The sequence below is a fragment of the Paenibacillus sp. RUD330 genome (genome assembly GCF_002243345.2).
Taxonomy (GTDB): Bacteria; Bacillota; Bacilli; order Paenibacillales; family Paenibacillaceae; genus Paenibacillus_O.
Window position 1 is genome coordinate 1,899,064 of record NZ_CP022655.2, and the last position, 19,966, is coordinate 1,919,029.

Here is a 19,966-nt window from a genome sequence, read left to right on the forward strand (position 1 = left end):
GGCATTTGTAACACTATTGGGTGACACTCCGTCCGGGGAGGAGTAGAAATCCTACTCTCGCCGGTTGGTAAAATCAATGACATAAAGGTCATTGGTGTCGCAGTCTAGGATAAAGCCAGCATGAATCCCTTGTTCAAGGGTGAATGTTCGCTCTCTCTTGATGATCTTCGTGATGTACTGGCGTGACACGCCTAAACGGCGTGCAAATTCTGCCTGAGTCATGTCGGCTTTACGCAACAACGAAGGCAACCGGCTCTCCCCCAAACGAAGGGAGGAAGCCATAATATCTCCTTTTCTAGGAACACTTGTTCTTATTAGAAAATGGTGTTATACTCAAAACAACTCTTGAGAGGTGACCCCGCCGTGAAGGAAACGGACCCCGCCGTACAGAAAACGGACATTGCACTTGAACGGTACATAGCAGAGCTCAAGAGGGCTGGGGTTGATCCTCAACCGTATGTTGATTTCCTGAAGAATCTCATTTCAGAAGATCAGCACCTGCCTGAACAAACTTAGCAAATCGCTCTTTTTGTTCTTCGGAAAGGCGGCGTCCTGCATAGGACAGATTTTTCTTTATTAAATCTTCAATAGGCAAATCAATATCATCATTTTCTGAAGACTCTTCTCCAGCCGGAGAGGAGTCTTTTTGAATTTCAACTTTTATATCGTCTTTTCCTATCAGATAATCAACTGTTACACCAAAAATATCGGCAAGTTTAGATGCTTTTTCCGCGCTCAAATTGCGTTCACCTTTTTCAATGTCATAAAAATACTGTGGCGTAATTCCAAGGCGCTGAGCGATGAAGTACCCGCTCAGCTTTTTGCCGTTCAAATCTTTATAAGTCGCTCGCAGTTCCTTAATCCTATGTGCAGCCATCATTGGCGCCTCCTCTTTTTCAATCAGCAAATAGCTTATACGACGATATTACCACCTATGTGTGACCTAAACAATAAGCAAATGGTTGATATATATAGCAAAACAGAGAATGTGAAAGCATATAGTTTATTTTATCATGATTATGCGGATTTTACCAGCTATTTGCTTATTTTCTCCCTTTGTCTATTGTAAGCTATTTGTTTATATTTTATGCATGGGAGGTGATACAAATCATGAGCTTCTCGGACGTAGTGAGAAAAGCTGCTGCTGTAAAAAATATTAAGCCGGCCGAAATTGCTAGAAGAGCCGGGTATAGCGCTCAGCACATTCACGACTTGATGAGTGGGGAAAGACGGTGGAACGAAGACTCCATCAATAAAATTTGCGAAGTCTTGGATATACAAATTCGATTTGAGTACGAACAAGAGGACCCAAATCAGAAAATGAAAATTTAAAGGTGAGCTCCGAGAGTGTTTTTGGCAAAGCCGGTCTGCGGTAGCTGCATTGAAGAATTCGGAGGGGGTGAAAGTAAATGCCTGAGAAAACGAACGTCGAGGCGATCTGGTACTTGAACAAATTGCATGCTTTCCGTCAAAGCGGCGCTCTCGTGGAAGCGGCGGAATGCTGGCTTGACAAGGAGATAGCGGAACTCGAATTAGATATTGCTTTTCAAGAAGATTTGAAATGAGTTCCGTCGTTGGCCTGGAGTTTGGAAAACGGCTGGTAGGCGAAAGACGTCGCAGAGGAATGAATCAGTACCAATTTTCGGACAAGCTCGGAATCACAAGAGCAGCTTTAAGCCATTACGAAAGAGGCTTCCGGGAACCGAGCTTGACTTTGATTTCTAGCTTCGCAGACACCCTGGGCGTTTCGTGTGACTATTTATTAGGACGGACAAGCGTACCTGGAAATGGAGGTTTTCGAGATGAATAAAGCCGAAATTGAAAAAAGGGCTGTTAGCTATCGGGAACAGCTTGGAGGGAAAGTCATAATGTTCCCAGTAGACGAATTGAATCCGATCAGCCTTTATGCAGTGTGCATTCATGATGGGAAGAAGTTCTTCGTTTACGACAAAGCGGTTCCGGTGGAGGAAGCGGCTAGTTATATCAAGGTCTTTATGGAGGCCCTCGAAGCCGAAGGTTTGGACTCGGACTACAGCCGGGACGTTCGTTTCATTTCGAGTGAAGCCCAAATGAAAGGGCACCTGACCCTTCGGCGATTGAAGAAAGAGGACGATCGGAAGCAGCAAGCGGTCCAACGTTTCGACGAAGATTTCCAGGATGACGGTAAGGGCGGAAAACTCATTTCAGCTCGTGGCCTTATCTCTTTGAGCTATCGATTAATGGTTGAAGAAAAGAATCCTGTTGCTACGGAGTTCATGAATAACTTCTTTCGTCTTCTCCAGACTCGCCGGTATGGAAAAACTGCAGCTGCAATCAAGCAAGAATTGAGGCGAATGAGCCTGATTGAACGCGATGAATGGATAAACAGGATCTACAGCAGCTCTCGCTACATTCAGTGCGCAGAAGAAGTTTTCGCCCTCGTGCCTCCTAAAAACTAAAAAGACCTCGCGGGGTAGGAGCCGCAAGGTCTGGCCGAAAGAAACTTTCCCAACAGGTTGGGAAAAAAGCAAAACGCGATAAAAAAATTATTAGCGCCATTATACTACGAGCGCCCCGCTGGCGACAAGAAGGGATAGATTTGAATGTCCATGGAAAATACGGTGGCCAAGCTTTCGGATGAATTGGCTGAGCGTTACTGGGAGCTGCTTGAGAAAGAAGGCTCCACTCTGGCGGGTAACTTGGTCGGCGAAGCAGAGGCTGCTTTTGCGGAGTGCCTCACCCCGGAGCAATCAGTTGCTTACGAGAAGGTGTCCGATCTCATCGCCCGCCAGGAAGCCGAACGTACTCAACGATTCTTCAAACTCGGATATCTTGATGGAATTCAAGCCGGGTGCACAATTTTTAAATTTTGAGGAGGAACTTTCAATGGGAAACGGCACGCTCAGAGGAATGATTGGATATGTCGGCATAGATCAGGTATGTAAATCCAAGAAGGTAAAGGCGCAACCGAGCCCAGGTGCTTACATGGAGATGCAGATGTACGAAGCGGGCATGGAAAAGGTCTTAGCTGAGGTGGCAACCACAAACCTACGCTTTGTACATCAAATGGACAATCCGCTTTATGCGGAGGAAGTTCAGGAGGAAGAAAAGCTCGAAGCTGAATTTGCCAAGCTTTCGGATTCGTTTCCAGAAGCCATATCATCTCAGCTAAATGATTTTTATACCTCATCAAAGTGTTACGCCTATACCCTTCACGATTGCGGCTATGTCGCCGGCTTTCTGGCTGGCTACCGGTTTCTCAAGGAAATGAACAACGAATAAGAGGGTGGGATCGTGGCCGGATGGATTAAGCTTCACAGGAAAATCAGAGACAATCCGGTCTTCAACGACCTGCAGCTCTATCGTCTCTGGACCATTTGCCTCCTTGAAGCGACACATAAACCTCATGACCAAGCCATCGGAAAACAGATCATTCCACTGGAGCCTGGACAGTTCATTACTGGCCGTTTTGACCTCCGTGACATGTACAATAAAGGCCTTCCGAAAGCGGATAGAGCACTTGGCGACTATACCGTGTGGAGGTGGCTGCAAAGTTTGGAGAAACACGGTTTTCTGAGCATCAGAACGAGCAACAAATACTCCACTGTTTCCATAACAAACTGGGAGTTTTATCAATCTCGTGAGCAAGAAAACGAGCAACAAGTGAGCAACAACGGAGCATCAAATGAGCAACAAGTGAGCACAAACAAGAATGGTAAGAAGGGTGAGAATGAAAAGAATCCCCTTTATCCGGAAATTGAAGCCTTCCGGAAGCGTTATGAATCGGATCTCTTAAAACTAATAGACGAATATCTCCAATTCATCGCCGAGATGCGAAAGTCAAAGCGGATTGCGGACAGCGTTGTTAAAAAGGTGCTCGCTTACTTTGATCGTTTCTCCCCGACAATCGTCGAGTACGGCATCCGCACTCACATGAGCTTGCCTCAGAAGGCGAGCGCCCAGGAAGAGTATACTTTCGGCATCATACGGAACGCGACAGAGGATGAAGCACGGGCGAAATTGGAGCGCCTGCGGTTGGGACCGCAGAAGACTGGACGGCGGCAGGCGTTCAACGAAGACGACTTTTTGAGTTCCTTGAAGGAGGAAGACGGCGATGCTACTTGAAGAGGCAGGGAGGCTGCTGGTTATCATCAGTAACTTTGTCCCGAACTACCAGCCGACGGCTGGGGCGGCCGCGAGTTGGAAAAGGATTCTCGGAGTCATGTCATACGAGGATGCCGAGCGGTATATGTACCAGTATTTCAGTCAGAGCCGATTCGCTCCTATGCCGGCGGACCTCCTGGAGCTTTATCGAAACGACTTTGACCCGGACAAGCTGGTCCCGCTGGACCCTCCTGATGACATGATGGGGGTGGGTGAGTGATGGCCGCAGATATCGAGACTCAAGTCTGTGTCCTTGCAGGCATGCTTCAATCGGAGAATATGCTCTATGACGGGCTGAGTCAGCTAACCCCTGATCATTTCCAAGCACCTATCCTGAGAGCGGCATTCGAGAAGACCGCAGCCTTTGCGGAAAAGGCGCCTCCTACATGGGCCATGATCTACAAGGAATTGAGGGATGCCGGTAGCGAAGCGGCTGAGATACTAACTCAAGTCAAGACGGCTCCAGTGACCGAAAACAGTTTCGCTCACTGGATTGGGGTGCTGAATGATCAGCATGCCCGGAGGAACTATTACAAGGCGGCCGTCGACATCGCCAACCTGTGCAAATCGGACAAGCCAATTGCGGAAATTCGCGAGCTGGTTGAAGAACGGATTTTGCAAGCCGGTACACTTGAAACCGCAGATCAAATCATCACCCCGCAGCAAGCCAGCACCAGGGCCAAAGCAGAGTTCGTGCGACGGCAGAATTCTCCAGTAAAAGTCCACGGCATTAAACTCTCCCGTCCGACTGCACGAAACGGCGCACCCGGAATCGATGGTTTCCCCAGTCTTGACGAAGCGTTGAAAGGCCTCAAAGGTGGAGACCTGATTATCATAGCTGCTGAAACCGGAGATGGGAAAACCGCTCTCGCGCAGAATATCGTGCGACACGCCTCAATTCACCAAGACTTCCAGACCTATTACCAAAATACAGAGATGAATCCCGATGAGATGGTTTTCCGTTTTATCTCTCAAAAGACCGGGAAATCGTTCACTGGCATCTATACAGGATCGCTCCAGGGAGCAGACAAGGATCATGTGCTTCGGGAGTTTGATGCCTTTGCTCAATCCAAGGTTTTTATCTCCAGTCTGCCGATCCTCACTCCGGAGCGGAGCCGCGGCCTTGCCCGTCAGTTCAAGACACGCTACGGAAAGCTGGATCTCCTGGTCATCGACTATGTAGGCCGCATGGAATTAGATAGTTCTCGCGGCAAGCAGGAGTGGCAAGTCATGCGGGACATTGCCAAAAACAGCAAGCGTCTTGCGCAGGAGATCAATGCATGCGTCATTCTGATCGCTCAACTGAACGAAGATGGTAAACTGCAGGGCGCCAAGCAAATGGAAAACGAAGCCGACGGCATGTTCTTGTTTAGACCGATCGGCAAAGAAGAGGTCAACACATGCCCGGCTGGCGCGACTCACAAGATCGTGAACAAGAAAGTGCGCCGCGGCGAGAAAGGCGGCACGATCTGGTGCAGCTTCAATAAGGATCGGATGTACATCACGGAAATCAAGGATGAAAGATGACATCCGAGAGGAGTACAAGGCGATTACGATCCGGATGTGCCGTCTTGCGGTAAAGGGCGGCGCCGCGTCACCGGTCTATGAGGACTACCTCATCGATCACCTGGACGAAATCATAGATCGGCTGCCGGACAAGGATTTCGATTACCTGCTTTTCAAAAAGACGATGCCGGTCAGAGACATCGAGTCCGAGCAGGATTACCAGTATCATTTCTGGCACAAGAACTTGATGGCTGAACTTTTGCGGAAAGCAGAGTTGCTGCAATCGGAGCGGGAATCGCTGGAGAAAAGCGTCGAGATGCTGACTAAGCTTCTTGATGACTACCGTGCCCAAGAGTGGGCTTGAGGAGGAAATTTCATGTTGAAGCTTTTCAGCGGAAAAAGTCAAGCGGAGCTACTCGCGGGAACTGTGGCAAGCATGTGCAAGGAGCGAGGTCGGGGCGGCGTTATCGAGCGTCTCGATAGGCTGCGGAAGGCTACTGATGCGGAGAGGAAAGAGATCCTTCACAGCGAGGCTATCGCGAACGTGTGGCGTCGCCAGCAGGCCATCCGGCTATGCAATGATGAAATCGTCTGGCATGTATATGAACTCTGCAAGGCCTTGTACGAATTGGCCGAAATCGACCGAGTCGACTTGAACGGTGCGACTTATATGGAAAAGGTCCGGCTGATTTCCAAAATCATCCCCGGAGCGGATTCCGGAGGCATCGCAGAAGGCGTGCGCGAGTACCATGAGTCCCGCAGGCGCTGGCCAATGGAATTCCTGAAAGATGGATCGATCGATGCAGGACGAGAGGTACTATAGCGAGCTGCACGCCAGGATCGTCACAGGCGCCGAGTTTATTGAATCGCTGGCGCCTGGCGATCCAAAGTTGCCGGCAGCTCATTCAAAATACGACAAGCTGGTTGAGGAATATCGGCACTACATCCGCCTATCCTTTTGGGGAAAAGAGGAGCTGGAGCGGGAAGAAACTCAACGTCAACGTTTGGAGCGGGAAAGTCGGCCGCAACAGACGACCATGAAATTCTATTGAGGGAGCGTAACGGTCATGAAAGAGACGGCAGGCCAAAAGATAAGGCGCCTTGAGCAGGAGCGGGACGATGCGGTCACACGAGCCAGTGAGCCGTTCAAGAATATGATTGACCAGCGGCGTACCATCAAAAAGCTTGAAGGTCAGGTTGCCGCCTTGCTCCGCGTATTGAAGAACGTTGAAAAGTCGACAACAGATCCGGAAACGGCGAAATATGCTCGGCGGGTATTGGCGGGAGGGGAGGTTGATGGTGGTTGAACGAGTGGAAGTCCTGGAGCGGATCAGCGCCATCTTAGATGGGCAATGCATCAATTGTTCCGTTAAGAAAGACCTAGCCAAATCCTCCAAGGGAAATCTCAGCCGTATGGATAGATATTGCAAGTCCGAATGTACCCATGGAATAAAACTGCAGCAGCTCGGAGAGATGCTTGGCTGCAGGGAGAGAAAGCAAGTTCAATGGGATGAACCAGAAGAAGCCGACGATCTCGCGAAGTCGTTGACCTCCCTGGCAGGGGATTAGAAAAAAGGGGTGTTTTCTAGATGAAGTCGAAGCAGCTGGGTTTTGAATTACCTGAGTTGGATCGTAAGAAAACCCAGGCTGCCGTCGAGGCCGCCTTAGAGAAATATCGCATCTTTAAGTTCATTACGTTCGAGGAACGTGAGGCAAGCACGACGGCCGGATACTCCGACATGCCGCGAAGCTACACCGGCACGACGACGGATCAAACGGCCAGCATCGCCATTCATAACGTGGACTTACCGGCTCAAAGAAGAGCATTCTGCGAGCGTGTAGAAAGAACGGTAAAACGCCTGCATCCAAAGCAACGACTGTTGATTGAGGAAAAATACATGAACGAGGATTACGTACTTGATTACCAAGTCTACAAATTCAAATTTAATCCACCGATTAGCGAGATGACCTACTCACGAATTCGCTGGCGGGCATTTTACCAGTTGGCCTTGGCTTTAGATATAGCAGTGGAAAAGGAAAAGGATTGTCAGGAATCTCGAACAAACTGTTTGGAATAGAGTGGTGGAAGAGGAGGGATCGCGTTTGGAAATGCCGAAGGAAGACATGGAAAGTATTTATTCTTTTACGGGAAAGGATGATGGTAAAGAAAAGCGGGTATCCCTCTTCATCCAAGGAAAACACGGGAAAATCGGAATCATTCGTCCTGATAAAAAATCAACCGATCAAGACAAAAAGTCGTTCTTGGAATCATTGGCGCAGGTGGCAATTAGAAGTGCAATTGAACGAAACAAAAAAAAGGATGCCCAGGGATAACCAGAGGCTTCCTTTTTTTTGTCATTTCGTTTGATGTTATCTGTACCCTTTTGATTTGTCCTGGACCAGTAGTTCGAATACTTCGCGTTCCCGGTGAGTCAGCAGAAATTTGTTTTTGTGATCGGTGCCTTTCAAAATGCCACCCCTCCTTGCTCGGGTTTTTGTGGGATACAACAAGGTTAAGGGATACAGTCAACTTATCTTATGAACAACCGCCCTGCAGGGTGCGGCTAATTGCGGAAATGGGCGCATCGGCCGGAATACATTCCGGATGGAGGAGACGGGCCGCGCTTTTCGCCTTTCCCCCGATTTTCCAAACCGGCGGCATATGCTATGATGTTGGCGGATGGACCATTGCATTCTTTGGGAGAAACGGGGCTGCCTTATCCATGAAAATTTTCCTGCTGTTCGGCTTGTTGTGGACTCTTCTGGGCAATCCCTTCCTTGCCCTGATCGTCTTGCTCGTCGTCCTTTATCTTTTGGATCGCCGGTTCATCGGCCTGACGCCGAGCCTGCTGAGGCCGATCCGCGCCCGCAGCCGGAGAGCCGCGCTCCGCAGGGAGATCGACGCCAATCCGAGCAACAGCGGCTCCCGCCTGGAGCTCGCCAAGCTGCTCCTGGACCGCCGCAAGTACGGAGAAGCGCGCCGGACGCTGGAGCCGCTCAAGGAAACGCTCGTCATGGAGGAGTCGGCCGAGTTCTGGGACGATTACGGCACGAGCCTGCTGCATACGGGACAGCCGCAAGAGGGTGAAGCCTGCATCCGCAAGGCGCTGGAGCTGAACCCGAGAGTGAAGTACGGGCAGCCGCATCTGCGTCTGGCGGCATACTTTGCCCCTGCGGACAAGGAGAAGGCGCTGCGGGAGCTGGAGGCGTTCAGCCGCATCCAATCCTCTTCCTGCGAAGGCTACTACAGGATGGGCCGGCTGCAGAGCGGGCTCGGCCGTCCGGAGCAGGCGAAGGAGGCCTACGAGGAAGGGCTTCGCCTGTACCGGATGCTGCCGCGATACAAAAAGCGCCAGGAAAGGCGCTGGGCGCTTCTGTGCTTCCTGCGCAAAAACGCCGGCTGAGCTGAAGCTCCAAAAAGAAAAAGAAGAGCATTGCGGCATGTGTATGAGCCGTCCTTGCTCTTTTTTTGTTCTTTTTTTGGTATAATGATAAGAATGCCGAACAGAAGCGGAGGGGGAAGGGAATGGGCACGGACAGCAGGGTGAATCCCTTCTTCATGGACATGGAGGCAATGATCTCCAAATATATGCGGCCGGATGCCATCCGTCGAGGCTGGGACTATTCCAGCAGGGGCAAGGTCGCCGCGGTTCGAATGGTCGGCTCGAAGCTGGCTGCCGTTGTCAGCGGCAGCCATGATTACATGGTGATGCTGGGAACCAGGCATGACGATTGCAGCTGCGATTGTCCGGTCAGCGGATGGTGCAAGCATATGGCAGCCGTATACTTCAAAGGCTTGCAGGAGAACGGCGGCGACGCGGAGCGGGCGCTCGAGCGGCTCACCGGCGGCGGACCGGTGACGATCAGCCGCATCGGCTCGAATGCGGAACCTGCGAGCGCCAGCCGTCCGTCCGGCCAGACCTCTTCTCCCGGGGAGGAAGCCAGTCCGGAGGAGTGGCTGGAATGGATGGACAGATCGTATGGAGAGACCTGGCATGGCTGCAAGCATACTCTTCATCCGCTGCAGCCGGTGCTGTCGGCGCTCAAAGGCTCAGCCCGGGACTGGCCGAAGCCGCTGCAGAGGCTTCATTGGATGGCTTCGATCCTGTTCGTCCTCGACCAGGCGGAGCGCGCCTTGCGGCTTGCGGATGCATTCAGCCGTTATTACCAGGAGATGAGCTTCACCCGGATGGCGGAGCCGTGGGTGGACCATTTCCATGCGCTGGCCGGAGAGCTGGAGCCGGTCCAGATGAAGGGCAGGCAGCTGGAGTGGCTCGACTTCCTGACCGGTCTTCTCCGCGAGCGGGGAGCCGATACGGCCGGCAAGCTGTTCCGCTGGGACCGGCTCTACTATGCCTTGGCGGAGAAGCTACATGCAAGGGGAGACTGGATGGAGAGGGAGTCGGATCAGCTCCGCTCCATCCTGCGGAAGGCGAGGCAGACCGCATCCGACGAGCTCCTGCCGGAGCCGGGGATGAACGACGTCCGCCGCCCCCAGGACGATAGAGGCGGAGCGGACGGAGATTCCAGGGTCTATTTTCCCATCATTGCCCTGGCGCATCTGGAAGCGTTCCGCGGCCATGACCGGCAAGCCGTCGATCTGCTGCTGCAGGGTCCATCCGATCAGGCGGCCGGATTGGCGCTCGATACGGCGAGGAAGCGGCTGGAGAGCAAGGATTGGAGCGGACTCGCCATCTGGATGGACTATCTGTCCAAGACGACGGACGGCAAACGGGGCGGCTCGGCGATTCAGCCGTTTCTGCTTTTGTGCAGGAGCGCGGACATGGAGCAAAGCGACAACCCGATCTGGATGGAATACTTGGTGCAAAAGCTGCCCTTCTCCTATATGGCGCTGTCCGACCAGCTTCTGGATAAGGGCGATTTCGAACAATGGGCGGATCTTCAGCTCGCGATGGGCTTGAGGCCAGACGAGCTCGATCCGGCGGATGTCCGATCCGTCGCCAAGCTTGCGCCTGCGATGCTGATTCCGCTCTACCACCAGTCTGTGGAGAGCTGGATCGGCATCCGCAACCGCCAGAGCTACCGGATGGCTGTGAAGCAGCTCAAAAAGCTTGAGAAGCTGTACCAGGCCGAACGGAATACGGAAGCCTGGACCCGCTATATGTCCCGCATCGCGCTGAAATACCAGCGGATGCGGGCGCTCCAGGAGGAACTGAGGAAAGGAAGCCTGCTGAAATGATGAGAGGACTATCTACGGCCAAGCCGATCAGGCTGAGCGGCCGCTGGACCGGCAGCGGCATCCAGCTGCATGCTTCGGAGCCCGGCGAGTTCGACGCAAGGCTGCGCGATCTGCTTTTTGCCTGGCATGCCCCTTCCTGGTATGGAGCCGAAGTGGAGCAATTGGATGCGGATCCCGGCACCGGCGCGGGCAGGTCCTTGCTCATCGCGCCGCTGCTCGCGAGCGATTATCTGGCCATGCCGCAGCCTGTGCGCTTGCTGGCGATCGAGTATGACGACGAGCTGGCAAGGCTTGCCCGTTATGCCGGACTGATTCGCCAAGCGCTGCTGGACGGGGCGTTCGAGCCGGATTGGCAGGGCTGGTCGGAGGAGCGCAGAAGCTGGCGGCTGCGGGAGGGCTGGGAGCCGGCCATAGGCGCCGTCGAGCCCCATCAGGAGGCGGTCGTCCATGAATGGCTGAGCGCGGCGGTGGAAGAGCTCATTGAGGGCAGCCGCGCCGTCCGCGACGCCTGGCATGAGCTGGAGAGGGCGACCGGCCAGGTGCTGGAGCGCAAGTCGCCATCCGAAGAAGACTGGTATATCGGAATCGGGCTGCGCAAGGATACGTTTCCGTTCCGCGTCGCCTTGCAGCTGGCGGAGCCGGAGCAGGGCGGCGAATGGCGGCTGCGGGCCGCCATCCGCGACCGCGAGGGAAGCGGCCCCTGGATACCGCTGGAGCGCGGAGAGGAGCCGGGCGGCTGGCGTCCGGTCAGCGGGTCGGAGCTTCGCATTCCCGAGGAATGGCTCGATCTCCTTCACGATCGGCTGGCGAGAGAAGAGGGCAAGTGGCTGCTCGCCCTGCCGGAATGGAGCTCCGATGCCGGCGTCGTCGTCAAGCATTCGCTTCAGGATGACGAGGCGTGGGATTTCCTGGAGAACGCCAGCTTGCGCCTGCTTGACGCCGGCTCTTCCGTCCTGCTTCCGGGGTGGTGGGAAACGGTCCGCAAGCGCCGGATCCGGGTGAAGGCGAAGCTGAAGTCCGCTGCCGGATCCGCCGACCAGCCGATGTTCGGGCTGTCCCAGATCGTCCAGTTCGACTGGAAGCTCGCGCTCGGCGGGCTGGATCTGACCGAGGAGCAGTTCATGAGCCTGGCCGCCGAGAACAAGCGCCTGTTCCGGATCGGAGACGAGTGGGTGCATCTGGATCCGGAGGATGTATCGAAGATCCGGAAATGGATGAAGAAGGCCGGAGGACGCAAAGGACTGAGCTTCCGCGACGTCATGCAGATGCATCTGCAGGGAGGCATCGTCCTCTCGGAAGAGGAAGAGGGCGGCGAGGACGATCTGGTCGCCGAAGTGGAGCTGAACGAGCATCTGCACCGCCTCATCGGACAGCTGCAGGATACGAGCGAGCTGCCGCTCGTCGGCGTCCCCGCCACATTCCTTGGCGAGCTGCGGCCCTACCAGCTGCAGGGCGTGTCCTGGCTTGCCTTCCTGCGGCGCTTCGGCTTGGGGGCTACTTTGGCCGATGACATGGGTCTGGGCAAAACGATCCAGTATACGGTCTATCTGCTCTCGATCCGGGAGCTCGAAGGCCGCCGGCCGGCTCCGTCGCTGCTGATCTGCCCGACATCGGTCATCGGCAACTGGGAGAAGGAGCTGCAGCGGTTCGCCCCGTCGCTGGACGTAAGGCTGCATTACGGTCCCAAGCGCGCCAGAGGCCGGGAAGCGTTCGCGGCATTCGCGGAAGGCGCGGATCTGGTCATCACCTCCTACGCGCTGGCTCCGCTCGATGAGGAAGAGCTGTCGGGACTGCAGTGGGAAAGCCTCTGCCTGGACGAAGCCCAGAACATCAAGAATGTGTACACGAAGCAATCGTCGGCCATCCGGAATCTGACGGCGGAGCATCGGATCGCTCTTACCGGCACTCCGATGGAGAACCGGCTGAGCGAGCTCTGGTCGATCTACGATTTTACGAATCCGGGATATCTCGGCACGCTGCCGGAATTCCGGCGCAACGTCATCCTGCCGATCGAGAAGGAGCGGGACGAGCGGACGATATCCGCCCTGCAGCGCTGGGTGAAGCCGTTCATGCTGCGGCGGGTCAAGAAGGATCCCGCCATCCAGCTGTCGCTGCCCGAGAAGAACGAGGGCCAGGTCTACGTCACGCTCACGGCGGAGCAGGGAGCGATGTACGAATCCATCGTCTCCGACCTGCTGGAGAAGCTCGATACGCTCGGTCCGATGCAGCGGCGCGGCCTCATCCTTGCCTCCATCACCAAGCTGAAGCAGGTATGCGATCATCCCGCGCTGCTCCTGCGCGAGGCGGAAAGCGATTCGGCCGCCTGGAATCCGGAACGCTCGGCCAAGACGATGAGGCTGCTGGAGATGTGCGAGGAGGCGGCCGCAGAAGGGGAACGGGCGCTTATCTTCACGCAGTTCGTCGATATGGGAGCGGCCTTGCAGAGGCTGCTCAAGGAAAGGCTCGGCCTCCCGGTTCCTTATTTGCATGGCGGGGTGCCGAAGGCCAAGCGCGATGACATGATCGCCGACTTCCAAAATCCGGATCTGCCGCATGGAGCGTTCGTGCTTTCGCTGAAGGCGGGCGGAACCGGGCTGAATCTGACGGCGGCGAACCATGTGTTCCACTATGACCGCTGGTGGAATCCGGCTGTCGAGAACCAGGCGACGGACCGCGCTTTCCGCATCGGGCAGACCCGGCAGGTGCAGGTCCACAAGTTCGTCGCCCTCGGGACGCTGGAAGAGCGGATCCATGAGATGATCGAGCGCAAGCAGTCGCTGAACGACCAGGTGGTCGGCCAGTCGGAGCAGTGGATCACGGAGCTGTCGACCGACGAGCTGAGGGAGCTGTTCACGCTTCGCCGCCAATGGCTCCAGGGCTGAGCTGCAGGGAAGTCGACGCCATTAAGAAGGGTGCGATGGAATGAAAGATTCGAGCCGTTCCGGACTTCCGGAGACAGAGGCCGTCCTTCCGTTGTCCGCAGAGGAAGCTGCGGCCGGGCAAGCGCGGCCGGAGGCCGAGGAAGCCGGCCACGAGCAAGCCTGGGCCGCTTTTTACGAAGCGGTCCGCAGCTCTGTGCAGGGCATGAGGAAATGACGACAGCAAAGGAAAAGCCCGCCTCCCGGCGGGCTTTTTTTTGTGCGTCTCGATGTTCAAAGGGAGCAGGCCGTTCAAGCTCCATAATGGGAATGAGGGGCGGTTTCCGGCAAAATCTTCCTGTAGCTTGCCGAAAGGAAAAGCATGTACTTGCGCAAGTACTTCCGGCTGACATAAGCGATGGATCCGGTGATTCCCGCCAGGACGACTGCGTAGGCCATGCTCCATTCGGTCGGTACTTCCACTCCGGGATAGACAGTCATGGAAATCCACGTCTGGCCGAACGAGCGGATGATTCCCGCCAATAAAGCGAGAGCCGCGCAGAAGGCGAAGCCGTATGCGACCGTCGCAAGCACGGGAATGACCATGATGCTGAGCAGGCCTGTCGTGCAGTAAAACCTGGCCATGACGAGCATGTTCCGCAAAGACGGGCTCGAGCTGCGTCCGATGATATATTCGCTGCGGTAAGCCCTGGCGAGCTTGCGGGGATCGCCGAGCCGGGCCAGCACCTCGGACTCCTGCCGGCCATGTGCGATTCCCTCGGCGATGTGGCTTTCGATTTCCCTTACGGCGTCAAGCTTTTCTTCGTCGGGAATGCCGTTCAGCAGGTGATGGAATCGTTCCAGATAAGCTCTGCCTTGCGGACTCATCAAGCTTCATCTCCTCGGTATAGTTGGATTTGATGAATGGCGGCCGCGAATTTTCCCCATTCGGCTGACATGTCATGCATGAGCCTGCGGCCGTCATCGGTCAGGCTGTAGTATTTGCGGGGCGGTCCGGATTCCGACTCCTGCCAGAAGGACTCCAGATAGTTCTCCTTCAGCATCCGCCGCAAGAGAGGGTAGAGCGTTCCCTCGGTGACGGCGAGCGGCTCCCATTTGTTCAGGAGCGTAACGAGCTCATAGCCGTAACGGGGACTGCCGCTGATCAAAAGCAAGATGCAAAACTCGAGAATCCCCCTCCGGACCTGGGAATTCCATTCCGATATTTCCATGCCGACCACTCCTCAAGGAACATGTTACTACAAGGTACTGTGCAGCGCAAGGTAGCGAGGGAAAGGAAATGAAATCCGGCTTGCTGCAGACGGAAAGAAGTAGAATTGTATCCCTTGACAGTTTATTTTTCATCCTGCAACGAGGCAGGCCTTCCGTCTATAATAGAGTCATAGAGATCCGGGAGGTCATTCCATGATCAAACGCTTTGCCTGCGCGGCGCTGGCGGCCGTCTTGCTGGTTCCTACGGCAGGCTGCTTCAATGAATCGGGCGAAAACAAGCCGGTTGCCGATCCTTCCGTTCCCCAGAGCAGCCCCTCCGAGCCGGTGACGCTGACCCTGAGGCATACCCAGATCAAGGAGTCCGCCAAGGCCAGGCTGAGAATCCTTCAGGATGTCGTGAGCGAGACGGAGAGACAGAATCCGGGCTTGAAATTCCAGCTTGAAGGCATCGACGAAATCATCAACCGGGACCAGAAGCTCAAGGCCGAGATGGCTACCGGGACCACTCCCGATATATTTGAAATCTTCGGCGGTTCTGACGTCAGGCTGTACGTGAAGGCCGGTCGTCTGCTGGACCTGACTCCGATCATCCGCGAGCTGGGCATCGAGAACCAATTCCAGAGCCTGGAGGAGTTCACGGTCGACGGCAAGGTGTACGGCCTTCCTTTCGGCGGCTACAGCGAAGCGCTGTATTACAACAAAAGCATCTTCAAGGAGCTCGGGCTGGACATTCCGACCACCTGGGACGAGCTCATGCGGGCTGCGGACAAAATCAAAAAGGGCGGTTATACGCCGTTCGCGCTGTCCGCCAAGGATCCCTGGATCGCCGGCATGATGTGGAACACGATCATGGACCGGTACGCCGGCACGGACAAGCTGGCACGGATCGCGGCCGGAACGGACAAATGGACCGATCCGGACATGGTGGCGAGCTTCCGCGCCTATTCCGAGATCGTCAAGGCAGGCTATTTTCCCGCCGACGCGCTGAGCCAGTCCGACAAGCAGCAGGCCAAGGATCTGCTCTACGGCAAAGCGGCCATGCTGTTCACCGGCACCTGGGATCTGGCGGCTCTGACCGGCGACAACGCAGGCCCGTACAAGAACGATCTCGGCTACTTCTCTTTTCCGTCGATTCCGGGAGGAGCGGGAGACTTGCACGCCCTCAACACCGGATACTCCAACGGCTTCGGATTTTCGTCCACCCTGTCCCGGGATCAGATCGCCATGGTGACCAGCTTCATCCGCAGCTACTTCAACGAAGCCAACCAGAAGCGGATCCTGCTGGAGGACAAGACGCTTCCTTCCATGAAGCTCAGCGATTTTTCCGGCGTGGATCCGCTGATATCCGAAGTTCTTCAAGTCGTGGGCAATGCGCCGTCCACATTCCGGGCGTTCGACTACTACATGCCGTACAAGATCAACACGAAGGTCGGCATCGGGCTGCAGGAGCTGATCGGGCAGATCCGCTCCCCCGAAGCCGTGGCGGCGGAAATCCAGGCTGTGCAGGACAGCGTCCTGCGCGACGAGAAATGAAGATGCGGCCTTCCCGACCGATCATGGACGTGAGCTGACAAGAGAGGGGTTCGACAGGCTGTGAATCTAAGACCGAAGCTGCTGCTGGCCTTCATCCTTCTGATCGTAGTGCCCGTCGCATCTTCAGGGGTCGTATCCTTCCTCTATTACGAGCATCTCCTGGAGAAAAAGTACAACGAGCAGACCGAGATGACGATGCATGCGGTCGGCAGCAACATCCGCAATTTTTTCGATGAGATGAACCGTCTCACCGATGCGAGCCTGACGAGCTCCGTCGTGCAGGAAACGCTCAAGCTCAACGCCGATCCGAACGGCGGCGCCAGCTCCCTGATCGCCAAAGGCCAGGCGGAAAAGGAAATGGGCGAGCTGCTGTTCCAGAATCCGGCGATGAGCTACATCATCCTGTATGCGAACAACGGCGCCTTGTTCCGCTCCACCCGCAACGATCCCACGACGTTCAAGCCCGTCACATACGAGCGGCTCAAATCCCATCCGTCCTATGCCAAGGCGGAGCGCCTCAACGCCAAGCCGCTCTGGATCGGGCCTTATGAACAGGAGGAGCTGACCGGCAAGGAATACTCGCTGTTCACCCAGATGCGCGTCGTGAAGGACAGGGACAGCCTGGACAATCTGGGCATCATGGTCACCCAGTTCAAGTCGTCCGGCGTGGACGACATTCTGACGAACTTCCGGGGCAGCCTCTCGGACGGCTCAAGGTATTACATCGTCAACCAGCGCGGCCTCGTGCTGCTCGACAGCGAGACGAAGCTTGCCGGGCAAGTGCTGGACGGGAAGAGCTATCTGCCCTCCAGCGCGGAGCAGCCTTACGCGAGCGAGCGGGCCAAGTTCCAGGGAGTCGACAGCCTGACCTCCTCTTATTGGCTCGGCATCAACGACTGGATGCTCGTATCGGCCAAGCCCTGGAATTCCCTGATGAGCGAGAACGTCAACTTCGTCAAATGGATCAGCCTGATCACCGGCCTGTGCCTGCTGTCGGCGATTCTGTTCAACGTCTTCTTCGTCAACCGGGTGGCCAAGTCGATCATCCGCGTCGTCCGCAAGATGCGTCTGGTCGAGCAGGGATTGCTGGATATCCGGGTTCCGGTGCAGGGCAAGGACGAGACGGTGCTGCTCGGGAGCAGCTTCAACAGCATGACCGAGAGGCTGGGAGGCTTGCTGACCGAGGTGAGGGAGGAGCAGGTACGCAAGCAGCGTGCCGAAATGATGCTCATGCAAGCGCAGATCAAGCCCCATTTCCTGTTCAATACGCTGGAGTCCATCAATGCGCTGGCTGCGCAGAACGAGGGCGCCAAGATCATGCTCATGGTCCATCGCCTCAGCCGGCTGCTGAGGACGAGCATGCACCATAAGGAAGAGATCACGGTGCATGAGGAGCTGGAGCATGTCCGAAGTTATCTGGAAATCCAAAAGTACCGCTTCGAGGATCTGTTCCACTACGAGCTGGATGTCGACGAGGAGGCGCTGGAATACCGGATTCTCAAGCTGACGCTGCAGCCGCTCGTCGAGAACAGCATCCAGCACGGCTTCGACGGACTGGAGCACGCAGGCATGATCCGGGTGTCCGTGAGCATCGTTTCCGGCAGCATCGTCCTTGAAGTGGCCGACAACGGCATCGGCATGGACGGGGAGGCGATGGGCCGGATCGCGGAGGGCAGGAAAGAGGAGAAATGGAGTCCGATGGAGGATGGGGAGAGGGGCGGCCTCGGCCTGCGCAACGTCGCGGACCGGCTCCGGATCCATTACGGACCCGGCTATGGCATGATGATATGCAGCAGCCCCGGACAAGGAACGACGATCCGGTGCACCATTCCGCGCAATAGGGGGGAACAGGCATGACGGGAAAGGTCATGATCGTCGACGACGAACCGCATATCACACGCAACCTGGAGAAGGTCATTCCCTGGGAAATGCTCGGACTCCAGGTGGCGGCAACGGCAAAAAACGGGCGCGAGGCGCTGGAGCTTCTCCAGGACGGCGACACGGATCTGCTCTTGTGCGACATCCGCATGCCCGTGATGGATGGAATGACGCTTGTGAGGACGATCCGCGAAGCGGGCATGGATCTGGACATCATCATGCTGTCCGGCTACCAGGACTTCAGCTATACCCGTACCGCCATCCAGTACGGAGTCCAGGATTATATCCTGAAGCCGATTCCTTACGACGAATTGACCGGAGTCATCGCTCGGGTCATGAACCAGCGGCGCACCCGCATGAAGCAGCTGCAGAGCGAGCGGCAGAGGCTGGATGCCGTCATGGATTTGGCCAATGAGAAAGTGCTGTTCGACGTGCTGAAGGATTATACGGACGTGGCCCACAACCATTGGCTCATGGCCGAGGATGAGCTCGAGCCGGCAGGACGCAGCTACATCCTGATCGTATTCGATCTGGACGCCGGCTCCGAGGAGGCGAAGGACTGGAGGGAGTGGAACGACAAGGAGCGCAAGCTCTGGAACTTCGCCGTGAGCAATGTCGTCCGGGAAGCGCTTCGCCGCAGCGGAATCCGCAATGCCGTCATCCAGATGCGGGACGGGGAATGGTGCCTGCTGCTGGAGACGGGCCTCTCGCGGCTTGACCTCAATGTCATGGCGGAGCGGACCGAGCAGCTGCTCGGAGAAGTCAGCCGGCATGTGAAGCTCAATCTCCATGCCGGCATCTGGCATGAGCCGGTCCCGCTCAAGGGGCTGTCGTCCGCCTACAAGCGCGTCCACCGCTCCATGCAGCTGGATCCCGAGGCGGAGCGCATCCGCTTCTTCACCGACGACAGCGTGGAGAGCGACACCTCCCACGAGGAGTTGTGGGCGAACTCCGAACGGATCCTGGAGGCGATGAAGGGCGGCTCGTCCAGCGAGGTGCATGAGGTCATCCGGCAGCTGTCCGCCCATCTGCAGACTCTCAGCACGCCCGAGCTGGGCAGAGCCAAGCCCGTGCTGCACTACTTCGCTCTCCACCTCATGAGGGAGATGAAGGACATGCAGCTGCTCGGCAAGGAGCAGGAAGACGCGTTGTGGCGCAAGCTGGACCGGAGGATCAGCGCCAAGGACCTCATGGGCGTCATCCGCCAGACGGCCGACGCCGGGCTGGCGGGATCGAGCGACAAGAAGAAACATTCGGAGCGGACGATCGCGGAAGCGCGGGCTTATCTGGACCGCAACCTCTTCCGGGACATCAGCGTCGAAGAAGCGGCTACCCGCGTCGGACTGAGCACTTCTTATTTCAGCCTGCTCTTCAAGCAGACCTACGGCGAGACGTTCATCGAATACGTCACGCGGCAGCGGATGGAGAAGGCCAAGTCGCTGCTCGCCGATACGTCGAAGAGCGTCGCTCTGATCTCCAAGGAAGTCGGTTATTCCGAACGAAGGTATTTCACCAAAGTATTCATGAAGTACACCGGCGAGAACCCGACGGATTTCCGGGCCAGGCTGAGCCAGCCTCCCGCGTAAGGCTCCGGGCCGCATTTGACTCAACCTAC

Annotated in this window: 27 protein-coding genes and 1 pseudogene; 23 read left to right on the forward strand and 5 right to left on the reverse strand. The window is 56.0% G+C overall.

The features are described 5' to 3' along the window. Positions 1-51 precede the first annotated feature (51 nt). Both CIC07_RS08420 and CIC07_RS08425 read right to left on the reverse strand, forming a co-directional pair. A complete protein-coding gene (locus CIC07_RS08420; protein WP_094247982.1) occupies positions 52-282 on the reverse strand; it encodes a helix-turn-helix transcriptional regulator in 231 nt (76 codons plus the stop codon). Positions 283-478: 196 nt separating this feature from the next. Next, complete coding sequence (locus tag CIC07_RS08425) at positions 479-880, reverse strand: helix-turn-helix domain-containing protein (protein ID WP_094247983.1); 402 nt, start codon at positions 878-880, stop codon at positions 479-481. A gap of 230 nt (positions 881-1,110) precedes the next feature. Here CIC07_RS08425 and CIC07_RS08430 point away from each other — a divergent pair, with 230 nt between their 5' ends. The 16 genes from CIC07_RS08430 (at position 1,111) to CIC07_RS08505 (ending at position 7,983) form a co-directional block, all read left to right on the forward strand. Then, a complete protein-coding gene (locus tag CIC07_RS08430) occupies positions 1,111-1,332 on the forward strand; it encodes a helix-turn-helix domain-containing protein (RefSeq protein ID WP_094247984.1) in 222 nt (73 codons plus the stop codon). Between the two features lie 77 nt (positions 1,333-1,409). Continuing rightward, positions 1,410-1,565 (forward strand): hypothetical protein, encoded by a 156-nt coding sequence (locus CIC07_RS08435; RefSeq protein WP_157741880.1) that lies wholly within the window; start codon positions 1,410-1,412, stop codon positions 1,563-1,565. A 59-nt stretch (positions 1,566-1,624) separates the two neighbouring features. Continuing rightward, positions 1,625-1,810, forward strand: coding sequence for a helix-turn-helix domain-containing protein (locus CIC07_RS08440; protein ID WP_240923510.1), 186 nt, complete (start codon positions 1,625-1,627; stop codon positions 1,808-1,810). Beyond that, a complete protein-coding gene (locus CIC07_RS08445) occupies positions 1,803-2,438 on the forward strand; it encodes a hypothetical protein (RefSeq protein ID WP_094247986.1) in 636 nt (211 codons plus the stop codon). Before CIC07_RS08440 ends, CIC07_RS08445 begins: the two co-directional genes overlap by 8 nt. 144 nt (positions 2,439-2,582) lie before the next feature. Next, the gene (locus CIC07_RS08450; protein ID WP_094247987.1) at positions 2,583-2,852 is read left to right on the forward strand and encodes a hypothetical protein; all 270 of its coding nucleotides are present in this window, start codon (positions 2,583-2,585) and stop codon (positions 2,850-2,852) included. 13 nt (positions 2,853-2,865) lie between these two features. Then, entirely contained in the window at positions 2,866-3,261 is a 396-nt protein-coding gene (locus CIC07_RS08455; protein WP_094247988.1) for a hypothetical protein, read from the forward strand. A 12-nt stretch (positions 3,262-3,273) separates the two neighbouring features. Further along, on the forward strand, positions 3,274-4,104 hold the full coding sequence (locus tag CIC07_RS08460) for a hypothetical protein (protein ID WP_094247989.1): 831 nt from the start codon (positions 3,274-3,276) through the stop codon (positions 4,102-4,104). After that, positions 4,094-4,363, forward strand: coding sequence for a replicative helicase loader/inhibitor (locus CIC07_RS08465; RefSeq protein WP_094247990.1), 270 nt, complete (start codon positions 4,094-4,096; stop codon positions 4,361-4,363). Before CIC07_RS08460 ends, CIC07_RS08465 begins: the two co-directional genes overlap by 11 nt. Then, a complete protein-coding gene (locus tag CIC07_RS08470; protein ID WP_094247991.1) occupies positions 4,363-5,670 on the forward strand; it encodes a DnaB-like helicase C-terminal domain-containing protein in 1,308 nt (435 codons plus the stop codon). The genes CIC07_RS08465 and CIC07_RS08470 overlap by 1 nt, the downstream gene beginning before the upstream one ends. Further along, positions 5,660-6,013 carry a hypothetical protein gene (locus CIC07_RS08475; protein ID WP_094247992.1) on the forward strand — a complete coding sequence of 118 codons (354 nt, stop codon included), beginning with the start codon at positions 5,660-5,662 and terminating at the stop codon, positions 6,011-6,013. Before CIC07_RS08470 ends, CIC07_RS08475 begins: the two co-directional genes overlap by 11 nt. 12 nt (positions 6,014-6,025) lie before the next feature. Further along, positions 6,026-6,472: a hypothetical protein gene (locus CIC07_RS08480; protein ID WP_094247993.1), complete on the forward strand. Its 447-nt coding sequence runs from the start codon at positions 6,026-6,028 to the stop codon at positions 6,470-6,472. Next, positions 6,450-6,701 (forward strand): hypothetical protein, encoded by a 252-nt coding sequence (locus CIC07_RS08485; protein WP_094247994.1) that lies wholly within the window; start codon positions 6,450-6,452, stop codon positions 6,699-6,701. The genes CIC07_RS08480 and CIC07_RS08485 overlap by 23 nt, the downstream gene beginning before the upstream one ends. A gap of 15 nt (positions 6,702-6,716) precedes the next feature. Further along, positions 6,717-6,956, forward strand: a complete 240-nt coding sequence (locus CIC07_RS08490) for a hypothetical protein (protein ID WP_094247995.1) — start codon at positions 6,717-6,719, stop codon at positions 6,954-6,956. Next, positions 6,946-7,218, forward strand: coding sequence for a zinc-finger domain-containing protein (locus CIC07_RS08495; protein ID WP_157741881.1), 273 nt, complete (start codon positions 6,946-6,948; stop codon positions 7,216-7,218). The genes CIC07_RS08490 and CIC07_RS08495 overlap by 11 nt, the downstream gene beginning before the upstream one ends. A gap of 20 nt (positions 7,219-7,238) precedes the next feature. Next, positions 7,239-7,727: an ArpU family phage packaging/lysis transcriptional regulator gene (locus CIC07_RS08500; RefSeq protein WP_206109143.1), complete on the forward strand. Its 489-nt coding sequence runs from the start codon at positions 7,239-7,241 to the stop codon at positions 7,725-7,727. A 25-nt stretch (positions 7,728-7,752) separates the two neighbouring features. After that, complete coding sequence (locus CIC07_RS08505; protein ID WP_094247997.1) at positions 7,753-7,983, forward strand: hypothetical protein; 231 nt, start codon at positions 7,753-7,755, stop codon at positions 7,981-7,983. Between the two features lie 51 nt (positions 7,984-8,034). Here the strand turns inward: CIC07_RS08505 and CIC07_RS25375 are convergent. Further along, positions 8,035-8,118: pseudogene (locus tag CIC07_RS25375) on the reverse strand (helix-turn-helix domain-containing protein); the annotation flags it as partial. 254 nt (positions 8,119-8,372) lie between these two features. Between CIC07_RS25375 and CIC07_RS08515 the strand changes: the two are divergent. The 4 genes from CIC07_RS08515 to CIC07_RS08530 all read left to right on the forward strand — a co-directional run bounded on the left by CIC07_RS08515 (position 8,373) and on the right by CIC07_RS08530 (position 13,945). Continuing rightward, a complete protein-coding gene (locus CIC07_RS08515; protein ID WP_076358298.1) occupies positions 8,373-9,053 on the forward strand; it encodes a hypothetical protein in 681 nt (226 codons plus the stop codon). A 122-nt stretch (positions 9,054-9,175) separates the two neighbouring features. After that, positions 9,176-10,849 (forward strand): SWIM zinc finger family protein, encoded by a 1,674-nt coding sequence (locus CIC07_RS08520; RefSeq protein WP_076358297.1) that lies wholly within the window; start codon positions 9,176-9,178, stop codon positions 10,847-10,849. Continuing rightward, positions 10,846-13,731 (forward strand): DEAD/DEAH box helicase, encoded by a 2,886-nt coding sequence (locus CIC07_RS08525; RefSeq protein WP_234993012.1) that lies wholly within the window; start codon positions 10,846-10,848, stop codon positions 13,729-13,731. Before CIC07_RS08520 ends, CIC07_RS08525 begins: the two co-directional genes overlap by 4 nt. Before the next feature lie 40 nt (positions 13,732-13,771). After that, on the forward strand, positions 13,772-13,945 hold the full coding sequence (locus tag CIC07_RS08530; protein ID WP_157741882.1) for a hypothetical protein: 174 nt from the start codon (positions 13,772-13,774) through the stop codon (positions 13,943-13,945). A gap of 74 nt (positions 13,946-14,019) precedes the next feature. On the opposite strand, the gene CIC07_RS08535 is transcribed toward CIC07_RS08530, so the two are convergent. Further along, positions 14,020-14,595 (reverse strand): DUF1700 domain-containing protein, encoded by a 576-nt coding sequence (locus tag CIC07_RS08535; RefSeq protein WP_076358296.1) that lies wholly within the window; start codon positions 14,593-14,595, stop codon positions 14,020-14,022. Beyond that, the gene (locus CIC07_RS08540) at positions 14,595-14,939 is read right to left on the reverse strand and encodes a PadR family transcriptional regulator (protein ID WP_076358295.1); all 345 of its coding nucleotides are present in this window, start codon (positions 14,937-14,939) and stop codon (positions 14,595-14,597) included. The genes CIC07_RS08535 and CIC07_RS08540 overlap by 1 nt, the downstream gene beginning before the upstream one ends. A gap of 193 nt (positions 14,940-15,132) precedes the next feature. Between CIC07_RS08540 and CIC07_RS08545 the strand changes: the two genes are divergently transcribed. The 3 genes from CIC07_RS08545 to CIC07_RS08555 are packed head-to-tail and all read left to right on the forward strand — an operon-like array spanning position 15,133 to position 19,937. After that, positions 15,133-16,473, forward strand: a complete 1,341-nt coding sequence (locus CIC07_RS08545; RefSeq protein ID WP_076358294.1) for an extracellular solute-binding protein — start codon at positions 15,133-15,135, stop codon at positions 16,471-16,473. Positions 16,474-16,533: 60 nt separating this feature from the next. Then, positions 16,534-18,330, forward strand: coding sequence for a cache domain-containing sensor histidine kinase (locus CIC07_RS08550; protein WP_076358293.1), 1,797 nt, complete (start codon positions 16,534-16,536; stop codon positions 18,328-18,330). Continuing rightward, positions 18,327-19,937: a response regulator transcription factor gene (locus CIC07_RS08555; protein WP_076358292.1), complete on the forward strand. Its 1,611-nt coding sequence runs from the start codon at positions 18,327-18,329 to the stop codon at positions 19,935-19,937. Before CIC07_RS08550 ends, CIC07_RS08555 begins: the two co-directional genes overlap by 4 nt. The last annotated feature ends 29 nt before the right edge of the window (positions 19,938-19,966 follow it).

Coding starts and splice junctions, on each gene's coding strand:
- CIC07_RS08445 (WP_094247986.1), top strand. CDS start 1,803: ATGAATAAAGCCGAAATTGAAAAAAGGGCTGTTAGCTATCGGGAACAG.
- CIC07_RS08450 (WP_094247987.1), top strand. CDS start 2,583: ATGTCCATGGAAAATACGGTGGCCAAGCTTTCGGATGAATTGGCTGAG.
- CIC07_RS08430 (WP_094247984.1), top strand. CDS start 1,111: ATGAGCTTCTCGGACGTAGTGAGAAAAGCTGCTGCTGTAAAAAATATT.
- CIC07_RS08530 (WP_157741882.1), top strand. CDS start 13,772: ATGAAAGATTCGAGCCGTTCCGGACTTCCGGAGACAGAGGCCGTCCTT.
- CIC07_RS08480 (WP_094247993.1), top strand. CDS start 6,026: ATGTTGAAGCTTTTCAGCGGAAAAAGTCAAGCGGAGCTACTCGCGGGA.
- CIC07_RS08455 (WP_094247988.1), top strand. CDS start 2,866: ATGGGAAACGGCACGCTCAGAGGAATGATTGGATATGTCGGCATAGAT.
- CIC07_RS08420 (WP_094247982.1), bottom strand. CDS start 282: ATGGCTTCCTCCCTTCGTTTGGGGGAGAGCCGGTTGCCTTCGTTGTTG.
- CIC07_RS08435 (WP_157741880.1), top strand. CDS start 1,410: ATGCCTGAGAAAACGAACGTCGAGGCGATCTGGTACTTGAACAAATTG.
- CIC07_RS08440 (WP_240923510.1), top strand. CDS start 1,625: ATGAATCAGTACCAATTTTCGGACAAGCTCGGAATCACAAGAGCAGCT.
- CIC07_RS08525 (WP_234993012.1), top strand. CDS start 10,846: ATGATGAGAGGACTATCTACGGCCAAGCCGATCAGGCTGAGCGGCCGC.
- CIC07_RS08485 (WP_094247994.1), top strand. CDS start 6,450: ATGCAGGACGAGAGGTACTATAGCGAGCTGCACGCCAGGATCGTCACA.
- CIC07_RS08540 (WP_076358295.1), bottom strand. CDS start 14,939: ATGGAAATATCGGAATGGAATTCCCAGGTCCGGAGGGGGATTCTCGAG.
- CIC07_RS08465 (WP_094247990.1), top strand. CDS start 4,094: ATGCTACTTGAAGAGGCAGGGAGGCTGCTGGTTATCATCAGTAACTTT.
- CIC07_RS08495 (WP_157741881.1), top strand. CDS start 6,946: ATGGTGGTTGAACGAGTGGAAGTCCTGGAGCGGATCAGCGCCATCTTA.
- CIC07_RS08520 (WP_076358297.1), top strand. CDS start 9,176: ATGGGCACGGACAGCAGGGTGAATCCCTTCTTCATGGACATGGAGGCA.
- CIC07_RS08425 (WP_094247983.1), bottom strand. CDS start 880: ATGATGGCTGCACATAGGATTAAGGAACTGCGAGCGACTTATAAAGAT.
- CIC07_RS08470 (WP_094247991.1), top strand. CDS start 4,363: ATGGCCGCAGATATCGAGACTCAAGTCTGTGTCCTTGCAGGCATGCTT.
- CIC07_RS08515 (WP_076358298.1), top strand. CDS start 8,373: ATGAAAATTTTCCTGCTGTTCGGCTTGTTGTGGACTCTTCTGGGCAAT.
- CIC07_RS08555 (WP_076358292.1), top strand. CDS start 18,327: ATGACGGGAAAGGTCATGATCGTCGACGACGAACCGCATATCACACGC.
- CIC07_RS08545 (WP_076358294.1), top strand. CDS start 15,133: ATGATCAAACGCTTTGCCTGCGCGGCGCTGGCGGCCGTCTTGCTGGTT.
- CIC07_RS08500 (WP_206109143.1), top strand. CDS start 7,239: ATGAAGTCGAAGCAGCTGGGTTTTGAATTACCTGAGTTGGATCGTAAG.
- CIC07_RS08535 (WP_076358296.1), bottom strand. CDS start 14,595: ATGAGTCCGCAAGGCAGAGCTTATCTGGAACGATTCCATCACCTGCTG.
- CIC07_RS08490 (WP_094247995.1), top strand. CDS start 6,717: ATGAAAGAGACGGCAGGCCAAAAGATAAGGCGCCTTGAGCAGGAGCGG.
- CIC07_RS08475 (WP_094247992.1), top strand. CDS start 5,660: ATGAAAGATGACATCCGAGAGGAGTACAAGGCGATTACGATCCGGATG.